The sequence below is a fragment of the Bacillus sp. GW823-FHT06A11 genome, from assembly GCF_058795355.1.
The window spans coordinates 376,502-390,533 of the sequence record NZ_JBXAHS010000002.1 but is presented as its reverse complement, the minus strand read 5'-3'; the positions used below and the strand labels follow the sequence as shown (position 1 = coordinate 390,533).

Here is a 14,032-nt window from a genome sequence, read left to right as displayed (position 1 = left end):
CCTCATAATAAGGCATCATCTTTTCTATACTTGCGGTTCAGATTCTACTTTCTCAACCTTCTTCTTGTTTTTCCCCTTTTTCAAACGACGGTTTTCAAGCATTAACCAAATTTGAGAGGCAACGAAAACAGAAGAGTACGTACCTACAATTAATCCAACAAGTAACGCAAACGAGAAGTTACGTAGTGACTCACTACCGAAGATAAGCAGTGCAATTACTGGGAATAACACTGTTAATACGGTGTTAATCGAACGACCAAGCGTTTGGCGGATACTTGCATTTACAATCTCTTCTAGGTCTTTTATATCGCGCACTCGTTTTTTCTGCTTGTATAATTCACGGTTTCTATCAAATGTAACAATTGAGTCATTAATAGAATAACCGATGATTGTTAGTACTGCAGCGATAAACGTTAAGTCTACCTCTAATTGGAAAATACTAAACATAACAACCATAACGAATGCGTCATGTAGTAACGCAAGCACTGCAGATAACGCATACGTAAATCGGAATCGAATACTTACATATAAAATGATAACTGCAGAAGCAATCAGTACAGCGATAAATGCATTTCGTGCAATTTCTTTACCGATTGTCGGTGAAACTGTACTTATGTTTGGATCTGTACCATATTTATCGTGGAAGAATGTTTTTGTTTTGGCAATTTCATCTTTTGATAAAACACCTAATGTACGAACTGCGAAACCTTTATTGTCATCTCCAGTCGGTACAATATTTTCTTCCTTCACATCAATGTTCAATTCTTTAAAATCTTTATGAACATCAGATACCGTAACGGCTTGTTTTGATTGCAAGTCAATACGTGTACCACTTGCAAAGTCAATCCCAAGATTCAATTTGAAAATTGGTAAGATAATTGCACCTGCAATTACAACTACAATTGAGAAGATAAGGAATTTATGACCGATATTCACGAAGTTAATACGATCAAATCTCGTTGGCGGATGCACTACACCTTTTGTTAATGGAATAATATCCTTTTGTTTCACACCAAAATATCCTGGTTTTTTATCGAAGTAACGGCTCTTTACAAGTAAACCTAGTAAGAAACGAGTACCGAATACGTTCGTAATAAAACCAACTAAAATACTTACGATTAAACTTGTTGCGAATCCTTTTACAGAGCTATTACCATAAACGAATAACACACCAGCTGCTGCAAGAGTCGTAACGTTTGCATCTAAAATTGTTGCTAATGAACGATGGTTACCAGCTCGGAATGCCGACATCATGGACTTACCAATTTTCAGCTCTTCTTTCAGTCTCTCGTACGTAATAATATTCGCATCAACTGCGATACCTACTCCGAGCACTAACGCCGCAATACCTGGCAACGTAAGAACTGCATGCATCCAGTTAAAGACAAGTAATGTAACGAAAATGTATAAACCTAACATAATAACCGCTACAAGTCCTGGTAAACGGTAGAATACAAGCATAAATAAGAAAATAAGAGCGATACCAATCGCACTAGCGAAAATCGTTTGCTCTAACGCTTGTTGACCAAATTTCGCTCCAACAGATGTTGAATACATTTCTTTTAAATCAACAGGAAGTGCACCTGCATTTAATAAAGATGAAAGTTGTTTCGCACTTTCAACTGTGAAGTTTCCACCTACGATAGATACTTCAGCTTGGTTAAATACTTGGTTTACTGTTGCTGCTGATAAGAACTTTGGATTCGGTTTTGCAGATTCTGCTTTATACGAATCTTTTCCTTCTTCAAAATCAAGCCAAATTACCATTAAATTCGTTGGTGGTGGCATTTTAGAAATTTTTTCAGTTACTTCACGGAATTTTTCAGCGCTTTTTAGTGTAAGACCTACGCTCGCACGGCCTTGCTCATCAAATGTTTGCTTCGCTCCGCCGCCTTTTAAATCCGTTCCATCCATAAGAAGGTTATCATCCACATCACGGAATGTTAATTTCGCTTGTGTTGATAACATTTCACGTGCTTTTTGCTGATCTTGTACACCAGCAAGCTGTACACGAATTCGATCTTGCCCTTCGATTTGAATGTTCGGCTCACTTACACCGAGAACATTGACACGATTTTCAAGAGCACCTACTGTACTTACAAGTACGTCTCGATCGATTTTATCACCTTTTTTGGCTGGTTTTACTTCATACAGAATTTCAAAACCGCCGCGAAGGTCTAGTCCTAGACTAATTCCTTTTGCTATGTCTTTTCCTGCCGCACCAATTACTCCACCGATTAATAAGACGATGAGGAAAAAGGCGGCAATTCTCGTACCACGCTTTGCCATATGTACCCTCTTTCTGCTACTAACACTTTCAATAAATCTTTTACGATTCACTGCTATACGTGTGCATACGCCTAGTTAGTAGACTTCCTTTCTATAATTTTTGCTAGTTCATCACTAGCTGTATAGGTAGGCTTTTACACTACCTACACTTTCATCATTTATTTTCCTCTTCACGACCTCCTTTATATATAATCTTAGACACAATTATTTCCTCTTTATCAATACATATCATTATACTGCAAAAGGAAGAACAAACCAATTGCAGTCGGTTATTTATTTTCGTACTCATCAAATGACCAAAGCGGTGCTTGATAAGCTTCAACAGTTAAATATGTCATATATTCATTAGTACTTACTGTTAATACGTCATTAACTAATTCATACAATCTAACATCGCTGTCTATCTTCTTCCACTTTTTCACTTTGAGAAACTTCCAAATGTCATCATCTGTTACTCGGTCGTAACCGAACATTTGAAACTCTTCTACTTTACTTTCTAAAACGACTTGTAACTGTCCGCGGTATGATTCTACCAAAGCCTCTCTATCTAACATTTATAACATCTCCTTCTTATTTCAGCACGAAAAAGTCGCTTTAATCCCGCTCTAATGGACAGCAATAACTACTTTCAAGAGCACTATCATACTTCACTCTCTTAAATGCTTGTCATTCTTGTCTCGTACGTGCATATAAATTATTGTAAATCATTCCATTGATTTTGAGAAGGTAGGAGAAGAACATGACGAGACAAAGCTTTTTAAAAGGCGCATTTATTTTAATGATAGCCGGCTTTATTACAAAAATACTCGGCTTTATCAACCGCATAGTAATGGCACGTATTTTAGGAGAAGAAGGCGTTGGTCTTTATATGATGGCCGTTCCTACATTCATTTTAGCAATTACATTGACACAAATTGGTCTTCCTGTCGCCATCGCAAAATTTGTAGCAGAAGCAGAAGCTGTGAACGATAAACAAAGAGTTAAAAAAATATTAACCGTATCACTAGCTGTTACATCCGTTATTAGTATCATTTTAACAATCGGAATTATGTTCCTCACGCCTATTTTAGCAAAAACATTATTAACCGACGAAAGAACGTACTATCCATTAATGGCTATTTTGCCCGTTGTCCCCGTTATTGCTGTTTCTTCTGTTTTGCGTGGTTACTTTCAAGGGAAACAAAACATGAAACCTAGCGCTTATGCGCAAGTTCTAGAACAAGTCGTCCGCATTACCATTATCGCTATATGCATCCAGTTATTTTTACCTTACGGCATAGAATACGCTGCAGCCGGCGCTATGTTATCAGCTGTTCTCGGTGAAGTTGCATCCTTATTATTTTTACTCACGTTATTTCAGCGAGAAAAACATTTATCAATACGCTCTGGATTTTTCACTACTGTAAAGGAAAGCAAAGGGACATTTTATTCTCTGATGGATATTGCCCTTCCAACTACAGGAAGTCGTTTAATCGGCTCCGTTTCATATTTTTTTGAACCTATTGTCGTTATGCAAAGCTTAGCAATCGCTGGTGTCGCTGCTTCTGTTGCAACCCAGCAATACGGTATATTAAACGGTTATGCATTCCCGCTTCTATCACTACCCGCCTTTATTACATACGCTCTTTCTACAGCGCTCGTCCCTTCTATTAGTGAAGCAATGGCAAAAAGACAACATAAATTAGTGGAGCACCGTTTACAACAAGCACTTCGAATTTCATTAATTACCGGCGGATGGTCTGTCGTTATATTATACGTATTCGCTTCTCCTGTTTTAACTCTTATGTATGGATCAGACAGCGCAACAGCATTCATTCAACTTCTTGCGCCTTGCTTTTTATTTCATTATTTCCAAAGTCCACTTACCTCTGTTTTGCAAGCTTTAAACTTAGCAAGGGCTGCAATGATGAATACATTTATTGGTGCCATCGTGAAATTAATCGTTATTTTTGTACTAGCATCAAGGCCAGAATTTCAAATGATGGGGGTTGCACTTGCTATCGCTGCAAATATTGTAACAGTAACATTTCTTCACTACGCTACTGTTTTAAAAAAGATTACATTTACCATTTACGCAAAAGACTATATTTTCGGCGGACTTGCCATCGGTATCGCAGGCGCCTTCGGTTTTTATCTCCATAAATATATTATTTTCTCTCATTCCCTTGGCATACAAACATTATGGGAAATCACTTTAACAACAATTGTTTATATCGTACTTCTCTTCACTTTCAAACTCATTCGAAAAGAAGAGTTAAGTCGTCTCCCTATCATTCGTAAACTTTCATTTTTGAAATAAGATGAAACTTTAATCAGTGGGGTAATCTCCACTGATTATTAGTTAAACCAATCATTCTTACTCTTTCAAAGGATAAATCTCTAATTTTCTTTTACATCAACAAAAAATTGTCCGTTTTGAAAACTACAGTATAAAATTTGTGTTACATCGTTATAACCTAAGTTTTTTAATTTCTCAATAAGCCATTCATCTGTATGCTCAATCATTTGTAAATGACTAGATTGAATTTCTCCATCAATAATAAGAGGAAGCGTAAACTGTAATGTATCTTGTTTATTTTTTTGTTTTTGAAAGACAGATAACTTCCCAGACGGTTCCAAAATAGCATATTCTACATCCCGAATATCTCCAACTCCTTGTTCCCTTAATTGCATCATTAAATCATCTATATTATACCGTTGCTTTCTCATCTTCTTTTCATCAATCTTCCCCGCGTTTACAAGAATAGCTGGCTCACCTTCTATTAAATGCCGAAAGCGTTGATACTTTAGGGAAATGACTGACAAAATAATTTGGATGCACATAAGAAAAGTCATCGGAACTAATTGATGCCAAAGTGATTTATCGGTATTTTCAATTGCCACTACGGCCATTTCTCCAAGCATAATAAATACGACTAAATCTAATACACTTAGCTCTCCTATCTCACGTTTACCCATAAGACGAAAAATAATTAAGATGATGATATACAAAAGCATTGTCCGTCCAATTATTGATATCCATTCCATTTCTACATCTCCTTTTTTACGTATAGACTCCCCTATAAAAAAGAAACTAGTCTAACTTGGGCAAAAGGAAAATATGCTTGTATTAAAAAGGGGGAATGCATAAATGGATGGAACGAAAAAATTATCAACTGCAATTGGCTTCGGTATTGTTACACTACTAATTCTCGCATCTATTACTAGTATGATTATGGCTCTTTTATTAAAGTTTACAAATATAAATGAAGGGACATTAACCGTTACTATTTTTATACTCGCTCTTTTATCTATGCTTATGTCTGGATTTACTGCCGGCAAAAAGGCTCAAGGAAAAGGTTGGCTAGTAGGTTTCACAACAGGGCTCACATTCACTATACTCGTCTTTTTAGTTAACTATTTAGGCTTTTCTCAAACCTTATCGAACTCACAATTACTTTATCAATTAGCATTAATGGGGGCGAGTACACTCGGTGGTATTTTCGGTGTAAATATGTCAAAGCAAAGTAACTAAAAAAGGCCCTGCACATTTCATGCAGGGCCTTCCACATTAGTTTTTCACAACTTCACGAATCGCATTGCGATCGAAAGTTAAGTGTGAACCACCAGATTTAATAACGATTTTCGTCTCATCTACTGATTCGATTGTACCGTGTAAACCACCGATTGTTACGATAGCATCACCTTTTGCTAACTCACTTTGCATTTGAGCAACTGCTTTTTGACGTTTTTGTTGCGGGCGAATTAATAAGAAATAGAAAATCGCAAACATCGCAACGATCATAACGATATTCATCATACCTGCATTCATCTTTTGTTCCTCCTTTTAAATTATGTATTAGAAGTTTTTAGCATTCGGTTTATTAAAGCCATACTGTTCAAAGAACTCTTCGCGGAAATCGCCAAGACGGTCTTCACGAATAGCTTGTCTCACCTGCTCCATTAAGTTTAACAGAAAATGAAGGTTGTGATAAGACGTTAAACGAATTCCGAACGTTTCATCACATTTCATTAAGTGACGAATATACGCACGTGAGTAGTTTTTACATGTGTAGCAATCACAGTTTGGATCAAGCGGACCGAAGTCTCTTGCGAATTTCGCATTTTTTACAACGAGTCGACCTTCACTTGTCATACATGTACCATTTCGAGCGATACGAGTTGGAAGTACGCAGTCAAACATATCAATACCACGAATTGCACCATCGATTAATGAGTCAGGAGAACCTACACCCATTAAGTAACGAGGCTTATTATCTGGAAGAAGTGGTGTTGTAAACTCAAGTACACGGTTCATAATATCTTTCGGTTCACCAACAGATAAACCACCTACAGCGTAACCAGGGAAGTCCATTGAAACAAGGTCTTTCGCACTTTGACGACGAAGCTCTTCGTACTCCCCGCCCTGTACAATACCGAATAAACCTTGATCTTGCGGACGTTCATGCGCTTTTAAGCAACGTTCTGCCCAGCGGCTCGTACGCTCTACAGATTTCTTCATATATTCAAAAGTAGCCGGGAATGGCGGACACTCATCAAATGCCATCATAATATCCGAACCTAATGCATTTTGGATTTCCATCGCTTTTTCTGGTGATAAGAATAATTTATCTCCATTTAAGTGATTACGGAAGTGAACGCCTTCCTCTTCAATACGACGGAAGTCACTTAAACTGAATACTTGGAAACCACCAGAGTCTGTTAAGATTGCACGATCCCAGTTCATAAATTTATGCAAGCCGCCTGCTTCACGAATAATTTCATGACCTGGACGTAGCCATAAATGATACGTATTACTTAAAATAATGCCAGAATCCATTGCTTTTAATTCTTCCGGTGACATTGTCTTAACTGTCGCAAGTGTACCAACTGGCATAAATGTTGGTGTATCAAATGAACCGTGCGGTGTATACACACGACCTAAACGGGCACCCGTTTGTTTACATGTCTTAATAAATTCATAACGAATTGCTGTCATAACTTACTCCTTTTATTTGTTTCTCATTTTAGCGTGAGATGCAACGAACATTGCATCACCGAAGCTAAAGAAACGATATTTTTCTTTTACTGCTTCATTATAAGCATGAAGTACATTATCTCTATTTGCAAATGCACTTACAAGCATGATTAATGTTGATTTCGGCAAGTGGAAGTTTGTAATTAAACCATCAATTGCTTTAAATTCATATCCCGGATACATGAAAATATCTGTCCATCCAGAAGCGGCGCAAAGCTTACCGTCATGATCTGTTGCAATTGTTTCTAACGTACGAGTTGATGTCGTACCTACAGTAATAATACGTCCACCATTCTCTTTCACACGATTTAATAATGCCGCTGTCTCTTCAGACATATGGTAATATTCTGCGTGCATATGGTGTTCTTCAATCGTGTCTGCAGAAACTGGTCTAAATGTTCCAAGCCCTACGTGAAGTGTAATGAATGCCAACTGAACGCCTTTTTGCTTTAACTTCTCAAGTAACTCTTCTGTAAAGTGAAGTCCCGCAGTCGGCGCTGCTGCTGAACCGATTTCTTTCGCATATACTGTTTGATAGCGATCGCGATCTTCTAGCGTCTCTTTAATATATGGAGGAAGTGGCATTTCCCCAAGTTCATCTAAAATTTCATAGAAGATGCCGTCATATGAAAATTCAAGCTGACGTCCACCTTGATCTGCAGTTCCTGTGCAAGTTGCTTTTAATTTCCCTTCGCCAAAAGAGATAACAGTTCCTTCTTTTACACGTTTCGCTGGCTTTACAAGCGTTTCCCACTTATCGCCTTCTTCTTGTTTTAAAAGAAGTACTTCAATGTGCGCGCCTGTATCTTCTTTCACACCGTGCAAACGAGCAGGCATAACTTTCGTTTCATTTAAAACTAAGCAATCCCCCTCATGTAAGTAAGAAAGAATGTCCGTAAAATGTTTATGTTCAATATCACCTGTTTCACGGTCTAACACCATTAATCTTGATGTTTCACGATCTTCTAACGGGACTTGTGCAATAAGTTCTTCTGGTAAATGAAAATCAAACAGATTTATATCCATAGCTATATCCACCTATTTCTTATTTAAATCGATTTATTATATACATAATAAAAGATAGTACAATACTTAACACAATACATGTAATGATAGGAAAATAAAAGGTAACGTTTCCTTTTTTCACAAAAATATCGCCTGGAAGCCTGCCAATGAACTTCCAAGCTAATCCAACAACGATGAGTAAGATTCCCGCTGTAATAAGCATTTTGGGCATCTCCATCATACTTTTGGCATCTCCATTCCGAAATGTTCATACGCAAGCGGCGTTACAATTCGGCCCCTTGGCGTTCGTTGTAAAAAGCCAATTTGTAATAAATACGGCTCATACACATCTTCAATCGTATGAGATTCTTCTCCAATTGTTGCTGAAACCGTTTCTAATCCAACTGGACCACCACGGAATTTCTCAATAATACCAAGCAGTAATTTATGATCAATATGATCTAGACCTAATTTATCTACTTGCAGTAGCTCTAATGCCATTTGCGTAATTTCCATCGTAACCGTTCCGTTACCACGAACTTGCGCGAAATCACGTACACGTCTTAAAAGACGATTCGCAATACGAGGTGTACCACGAGCACGTCTTGCAATTTCTAATGCAGCTAACGAATCGATTTCAACTTCAAACACTTCTGCTGTACGTTCAACAATCGCAGAAAGCTGATCTACTGTGTAGTACTCTAACCTTGAAAGTACACCGAAGCGGTCACGAAGCGGTGCCGATAATGCTCCGGCGCGTGTCGTTGCTCCAACTAATGTAAATGGCGGTAAATCTAGGCGTACAGAACGTGCTGAAGGCCCTTTTCCAATTACGATATCAAGGCAAAAGTCTTCCATCGCAGGATACAATACTTCTTCAATTGATCTATGCAAACGATGAATTTCATCAATAAATAATACATCCCCTGGCTGAAGCGCTGTTAATACAGCAGCTAAATCTCCTGGTCTTTCAATCGCGGGACCTGAAGTTGTTCTAACATTAACGCCCATTTCATTTGCAATAATATTCGCAAGCGTCGTTTTACCAAGACCTGGCGGTCCATATAAAAGCACGTGATCTAACGTTTCTTCACGCATTTTCGCTGCTTCAATAAATACTTCTAAATTATGTTTCGCTTTATCTTGGCCAATATACTGACGGAGCGTCTGTGGCCGTAATGAATATTCTAAATCCGCATCTTCATATGCAGATTCCCCTGAAAGGAGACGTTCGTCCATTATACTCACCTCTTACCATTTAGTAAAAGACTAAGTGCCTTTTTAATATACTGATCCGTCGTTAATGATTCTTTTAATAACTCTGGTACAACGCGAGAAACTTCGCGTTCTGCGTATCCAAGTGCGCGCAGAGCTTCCAGTGCCTCATCAAGCTCAGCTGATGAACCTTTCTTCTCATCAAAACGTTCTGTGTCTGAGAATAAATCCACAAATGCATCTGGTACGACATCTGCTAGTTTTCCTTTTAAATCTAAAATCATTTGGCGTGCTGTTTTCTTTCCGACGCCTGGGAATTTCACTAAAAACTTCTCATCTTCATGCTCAATCGCTTGAACGACCTGTCCTGTTTGACCAGAAGCTAAAATTGCAAGAGCGCCTTTTGGCCCAATGCCAGACACGCCTAACAACTTTGTAAATAATAAACGCTCTTCACGTGTTTTAAACCCGTAAAGTGCCATAATATCTTCTCTCACATAATGATATGTATAGACACGGATTTCTTGCTTACTTCTTTGAAATACATACGGATTCGGTGTGAAAATTTGATAACCAATTCCATTATGGTCAATTACGACATATTCCGGCCCTACATACTCCACGTAACCTGTAACATATTCAAACAAAATACGATCTCTCCCTCTTAAATCATGTATTCCATTTTAACATATTTAATGATAGAAAAGCGAGACTGCCCCAACAAATGTTCTCCACTTGAAACTTCTGTTATTTTCCATTGACAGAAAGGTTAAAGCACCTTAATATACAGAGGTCGATAATGATTATCAATACTAATTAAAGGGGTTACATCAGGATGAAACGTAAGCTATTTATTTTATTTACTATTATGCTTGTTGTTCTTTCTATCGTTGGCTGTTCTTCTCAAAAAGAAGAATCAAAAGCAAAAGAACAACCGAAAACAAAAGTTGTAAAACATGCTAAAGGTGAAGCTACAATTCCAGTAAATCCAAAGAGAATTGTTGACTTATCTGGATCAACAGAAGAACTATTACTTCTTGGACACAAACCTGTTGGTACAGCAAATACATATAAAGATAAAATCCAAAATCACTTAACAGACAAATTAGATGGAGTAAAAGCAGTTGGTTGGTACTGGGCACCTAAAGTTGATTTAGAAGCTGTTACTGCTTTAAAACCAGACTTAATAATTTTAAACAACCGTCAATTAAAAATTTATGATCAACTAGAAAAGGTTGCACCTACAGTTGTTCTAGAAACAAACTTAGAAGACTGGCGTGGTAAGTTTAAAGAAGTAGGTAAGCTATTTGACGAAGAGAAGAAAGCAGACAAATGGATTGCAGACTACGATAAGAAAGCAGACTCTTTATCTAAAAAAATTAAAGAGAAAACAAAAGATGAGAACTTTATGTTCGTTGCAGTTACACCTCAAAACTTCCGTGTATACGGCAGCTTCGGATACGGTGACATCATCTTTAACGACTTAAAACTTCCTGCAACAAAAGGTACAGATTTAAAACAAACGATGGCGCAAGTATCACTAGAAGGTCTAGTTGCATTCCAGCCTGATCAAATGTTTATTGTAAACTTCGGCGGCGAAGCTGATAAAGTGTACGAAGACTACAAAAACAGTGCTGTTTGGAAAGACAATAAAGCAGTTAAAAATAATCACGTATATGAAGTATCAAATGAAGTCTTCAATACGAAAGCATTCAATCCAATTGGAAAAAATATGCTAATTGATGAAATCGCAAAAGAAATTTTAGCTAAAAATAAGTAAGAAAAAGCAGCTCACCATGAGCTGCTTTTTTTCTTATTTTGCACTGCGTATTGTTTCATTTTTTCAATCGTCTTTACAAAACCTTCTTTTGATTTAATCCGAATACCACGCTTCAATTTCGCACGCTCATAACTCTCAAGCTTTTTCATATCAATTTGAAAGAAAGAATGGATCGCATTATCACTTTTTGGCACACCTTTGAAAATTTGTAATATCCCTTCCTCTGAAACACCAAAATATCCGCTCGTTTTCAATAACGGAGAAATATCATCAACTTTCTTTTGTAATACGATTTGTACATCATCACGATCAACAAGTTGCCATTCTTTATATTGCTGTAAAAACTTTTCTAAATCCGCTACTTTTTCTGTAAGTATTTCCTCACTTACTTCTCCATCAACATACATACGCTCTAATAAAATTGTAACCTCAGGTTCTTTTTCCGTTACTTCTGGTACTGGCCCTTCCGCCTTCACATTCGTTTCATAAACGAAACAAAACATCATAACGAAAGCTTGCATCGCAATCAGTATCCATTTCATTTCCGTTCACCTCTTTTAGGCAAGATCATACTTTCATTAGTAGTTTTTCCGGAAATGGGGGTTTTATCCATATTACATTTCTTTCGAAAAATAAAAAATGCAGATAAGGGTTTACCTCATCTGCATGTATCATTTACTTTTATATAAAATGAAAGACGCCTGCAAAGCAGGCGTCTTGATGCGTTTACGGCGAGAGACCAGGCGACCACATTCGCGTGTTTAGCACTTAAGCATATCTCTCGTCTTACGTAAATTAGCTCATCGCTTTGTTAATATAACATTAATAAATTATAAGTGCAACATGTTTATAAAAATATTTTATTCCCTCTTTTATCCAACTGAATAATATGTAAATTATAAATTGATAAAAGTAATATATATATTACAATTAATATAACAGCGAAATCATAATAAACAGGAGATGGATATTGTGAAAAAAATAAAGGATGAACGTCTCATTCTGAAAACATTAAAAAACATACGTATTGCCTTTCTTTTTCAATCGCTTGGTATAATTGGCATTTTAGGCTATATCGGATTCACTGAAGGAATGGATCAAATTACGAAATCTCCATTATGGCTATTATTTATTCTTACAAGTATCGTCCTTAGTTATTTACAGTTAAGTGTTTCAATCGATGTAGAAGAAAGTGAAAAGGAAATAAAGTCAACTCCTTATTATAAACTTGTCTTCCGCTCCCTTATTGTAGGAATCGTTATGGCTATTATTTATATTATTTTCAGTCCAGAAAGACCACTGTTTGAAGCTATTTTAACAGGTAGTATTCTTTTCATATGCTTTTTAGTTTCTTACTCCGTTAGTTATTTTATTAAAAAACGTCGTTTACAAGACAACGATGAATAAAGAGGAAGGGCTCACCCTTCCTCTTTTGTTTTGTTATCGCACTGTACCAGTTAAACCGTAACGAATGTCTCGGAACATATTCACTATGTCACGATTAAAATCGTTTGTAACTGTACCGTTACGTAGACGCGTACTCATTGCATCGACACGAGTAAACATATCATTTCTTACAGAAACATATACGTTTCTGTTTCCAACTTCATTTGAAACCGCTTGACGAATTTCGTTCGCCATCGCCGTTTCATTTGTCACTGTGTTACGTGGTTTTACCGCAATCGCTACATCGTTTCCATATACAACTGTAGACACACGGTCTACGTTATTCATACGTTTCACACGATTTGTTATTCTTTCAGCTGTTTTACCATCATTGTTAATGTATGAATTGTTCATTGTAATATTACGAGTTGGATGCGGATTAGCAATTTGTCCATTGTAATTTACATCTCGATAATAATTGTATCCTGTATCGTTACGACCATTTCTATATGTTACATAATCTGTATAACGATCATTACGTGTCACATTATCACGATACTGGTGTGTATCATTATAAGATGTACGTTCGTAATTGTAGTTACGTCCATCCATTGCATTGTTATCTTTCGGTGTACCACATGCAGCTAATGCACTGGTAACTAACAAAGAAGCAGCAATCACTTTTACTTTCGTATTCAATACAAAAACCCCCTCTGTTAGAATGAGCTTCTCTACTGAAAAGCTCCCTCTTATGATGAGTAACAGAGAAGGTTTTTACACTGTTAATATTTCACTGGGAATTTTCTAGCACTTCATAAAAAAACTGCATTTTCTTAATTAACACGAATGCAAAAAAGGCGGGAATACTCCCGCCTTTTTAAACTTCTTCGTCCTCTTCTTCTGAAACGGGCTCTCCAAATACATTTGGTGGATCTGGTTGATAATACATCGTTCCTGGCTGTGGTGCATATGCAGACTGAGTTGGTTGATAATATAAAGGATTCGCATATTGCGGACCACCTGGTTGTGGACTATATAGTCTACTTTCTCCTCCGCATCCACAATCTTCCTCACCCTGCACAAGCGGCGGCATATTATTATCCATTGGCATCATATTCGGATTTGGCATAGACGTATATTGTGGTCCAAACGGCGCTCCTTGCTGATATGGCATTTGATATGGATTTGGTTGTTGATAATACGGATTCGGCGGCATCATGGGCTGTTGATACGGCATTTGATATGGCATCATATTCGGTGGTTGATTGTTATCCATTATCGGCATCATATTCGGCATTTGATTGTTATCCATTATCGGCATCATATTCGGCATTTGATTA

At 37.2% G+C, this 14,032-nt stretch carries 15 protein-coding genes and 1 pseudogene; 4 read left to right on the top strand and 12 right to left on the bottom strand.

The genetic code is table 11. The annotated features are described in order from the left end of the window. Positions 1-24: 24 nt before the first annotated feature. Positions 25-2,289 (bottom strand): protein translocase subunit SecDF, encoded by a 2,265-nt coding sequence (secDF, locus tag AC1Q8L_RS10490; protein ID WP_001119065.1) that lies wholly within the window; start codon positions 2,287-2,289, stop codon positions 25-27. 269 nt (positions 2,290-2,558) lie between these two features. Further along, positions 2,559-2,843, bottom strand: a complete 285-nt coding sequence (locus AC1Q8L_RS10485) for a post-transcriptional regulator (protein ID WP_000886979.1) — start codon at positions 2,841-2,843, stop codon at positions 2,559-2,561. Positions 2,844-3,028: 185 nt separating this feature from the next. Here AC1Q8L_RS10485 and spoVB point away from each other — a divergent pair, with 185 nt between their 5' ends. Then, positions 3,029-4,588: a stage V sporulation protein B gene (gene spoVB / locus AC1Q8L_RS10480; RefSeq protein ID WP_000198301.1), complete on the top strand. Its 1,560-nt coding sequence runs from the start codon at positions 3,029-3,031 to the stop codon at positions 4,586-4,588. Between the two features lie 80 nt (positions 4,589-4,668). Here spoVB and AC1Q8L_RS10475 read toward each other — a convergent pair whose 3' ends face one another. Next, positions 4,669-5,316, bottom strand: a complete 648-nt coding sequence (locus AC1Q8L_RS10475; RefSeq protein ID WP_000454821.1) for a DUF421 domain-containing protein — start codon at positions 5,314-5,316, stop codon at positions 4,669-4,671. Between the two features lie 103 nt (positions 5,317-5,419). Here AC1Q8L_RS10475 and AC1Q8L_RS10470 point away from each other — a divergent pair, with 103 nt between their 5' ends. Further along, positions 5,420-5,803 (top strand): TIGR04086 family membrane protein, encoded by a 384-nt coding sequence (locus tag AC1Q8L_RS10470; RefSeq protein WP_000349148.1) that lies wholly within the window; start codon positions 5,420-5,422, stop codon positions 5,801-5,803. Positions 5,804-5,839: 36 nt separating this feature from the next. Here AC1Q8L_RS10470 and yajC read toward each other — a convergent pair whose 3' ends face one another. From yajC to ruvA, 6 genes are read right to left on the bottom strand one after another with little or no spacing between them, the layout of a single operon-like run. After that, positions 5,840-6,100 (bottom strand): preprotein translocase subunit YajC, encoded by a 261-nt coding sequence (yajC, locus tag AC1Q8L_RS10465; RefSeq protein ID WP_000991115.1) that lies wholly within the window; start codon positions 6,098-6,100, stop codon positions 5,840-5,842. Between the two features lie 27 nt (positions 6,101-6,127). Further along, positions 6,128-7,267 carry a tRNA guanosine(34) transglycosylase Tgt gene (gene tgt, locus AC1Q8L_RS10460; protein WP_098582176.1) on the bottom strand — a complete coding sequence of 380 codons (1,140 nt, stop codon included), beginning with the start codon at positions 7,265-7,267 and terminating at the stop codon, positions 6,128-6,130. A gap of 12 nt (positions 7,268-7,279) precedes the next feature. After that, positions 7,280-8,332 carry a tRNA preQ1(34) S-adenosylmethionine ribosyltransferase-isomerase QueA gene (queA, locus tag AC1Q8L_RS10455; protein WP_000354014.1) on the bottom strand — a complete coding sequence of 351 codons (1,053 nt, stop codon included), beginning with the start codon at positions 8,330-8,332 and terminating at the stop codon, positions 7,280-7,282. A gap of 19 nt (positions 8,333-8,351) precedes the next feature. Beyond that, entirely contained in the window at positions 8,352-8,552 is a 201-nt protein-coding gene (locus AC1Q8L_RS10450; RefSeq protein WP_000970410.1) for a DUF2905 domain-containing protein, read from the bottom strand. Continuing rightward, complete coding sequence (gene ruvB / locus AC1Q8L_RS10445) at positions 8,549-9,550, bottom strand: Holliday junction branch migration DNA helicase RuvB (RefSeq protein WP_000344450.1); 1,002 nt, start codon at positions 9,548-9,550, stop codon at positions 8,549-8,551. The genes AC1Q8L_RS10450 and ruvB overlap by 4 nt, the downstream gene beginning before the upstream one ends. Positions 9,551-9,555: 5 nt before the next feature. Next, positions 9,556-10,173 carry a Holliday junction DNA helicase RuvA gene (gene ruvA, locus AC1Q8L_RS10440; RefSeq protein WP_000464511.1) on the bottom strand — a complete coding sequence of 206 codons (618 nt, stop codon included), beginning with the start codon at positions 10,171-10,173 and terminating at the stop codon, positions 9,556-9,558. Positions 10,174-10,361: 188 nt separating this feature from the next. Here ruvA and AC1Q8L_RS10435 point away from each other — a divergent pair, with 188 nt between their 5' ends. Next, a complete protein-coding gene (locus tag AC1Q8L_RS10435; RefSeq protein WP_025117781.1) occupies positions 10,362-11,306 on the top strand; it encodes an iron-hydroxamate ABC transporter substrate-binding protein in 945 nt (314 codons plus the stop codon). Between the two features lie 11 nt (positions 11,307-11,317). Here the strand turns inward: AC1Q8L_RS10435 and AC1Q8L_RS10430 are convergent, their stop codons facing one another. After that, positions 11,318-11,848: a BofC C-terminal domain-containing protein gene (locus AC1Q8L_RS10430; protein WP_000871172.1), complete on the bottom strand. Its 531-nt coding sequence runs from the start codon at positions 11,846-11,848 to the stop codon at positions 11,318-11,320. Between the two features lie 430 nt (positions 11,849-12,278). Here AC1Q8L_RS10430 and AC1Q8L_RS10425 point away from each other — a divergent pair, with 430 nt between their 5' ends. Further along, positions 12,279-12,713, top strand: a complete 435-nt coding sequence (locus AC1Q8L_RS10425) for a hypothetical protein (RefSeq protein ID WP_000721216.1) — start codon at positions 12,279-12,281, stop codon at positions 12,711-12,713. A gap of 33 nt (positions 12,714-12,746) precedes the next feature. Here the strand turns inward: AC1Q8L_RS10425 and AC1Q8L_RS10420 are convergent, their stop codons facing one another. Together AC1Q8L_RS10420 and AC1Q8L_RS10415 are read right to left on the bottom strand one after the other, a co-directional pair. Next, positions 12,747-13,391: a YhcN/YlaJ family sporulation lipoprotein gene (locus AC1Q8L_RS10420; protein WP_001093537.1), complete on the bottom strand. Its 645-nt coding sequence runs from the start codon at positions 13,389-13,391 to the stop codon at positions 12,747-12,749. Between the two features lie 178 nt (positions 13,392-13,569). Then, positions 13,570-14,032, bottom strand: a pseudogene (locus AC1Q8L_RS10415) (peptigoglycan-binding protein LysM); the annotation flags it as partial.

Bases quoted from the DNA above. Each gene is read 5' to 3' on its own strand.
- secDF (WP_001119065.1), bottom strand. From the start codon at position 2,289: ATGGCAAAGCGTGGTACGAGAATTGCCGCCTTTTTCCTCATCGTCTTA.
- AC1Q8L_RS10485 (WP_000886979.1), bottom strand. From the start codon at position 2,843: ATGTTAGATAGAGAGGCTTTGGTAGAATCATACCGCGGACAGTTACAA.
- spoVB (WP_000198301.1), top strand. From the start codon at position 3,029: ATGACGAGACAAAGCTTTTTAAAAGGCGCATTTATTTTAATGATAGCC.
- AC1Q8L_RS10475 (WP_000454821.1), bottom strand. From the start codon at position 5,316: ATGGAATGGATATCAATAATTGGACGGACAATGCTTTTGTATATCATC.
- AC1Q8L_RS10470 (WP_000349148.1), top strand. From the start codon at position 5,420: ATGGATGGAACGAAAAAATTATCAACTGCAATTGGCTTCGGTATTGTT.
- yajC (WP_000991115.1), bottom strand. From the start codon at position 6,100: ATGAATGCAGGTATGATGAATATCGTTATGATCGTTGCGATGTTTGCG.
- tgt (WP_098582176.1), bottom strand. From the start codon at position 7,267: ATGACAGCAATTCGTTATGAATTTATTAAGACATGTAAACAAACGGGT.
- queA (WP_000354014.1), bottom strand. From the start codon at position 8,332: ATGGATATAAATCTGTTTGATTTTCATTTACCAGAAGAACTTATTGCA.
- AC1Q8L_RS10450 (WP_000970410.1), bottom strand. From the start codon at position 8,552: ATGATGGAGATGCCCAAAATGCTTATTACAGCGGGAATCTTACTCATC.
- ruvB (WP_000344450.1), bottom strand. From the start codon at position 9,550: ATGGACGAACGTCTCCTTTCAGGGGAATCTGCATATGAAGATGCGGAT.
- AC1Q8L_RS10435 (WP_025117781.1), top strand. From the start codon at position 10,362: ATGAAACGTAAGCTATTTATTTTATTTACTATTATGCTTGTTGTTCTT.
- AC1Q8L_RS10430 (WP_000871172.1), bottom strand. From the start codon at position 11,848: ATGAAATGGATACTGATTGCGATGCAAGCTTTCGTTATGATGTTTTGT.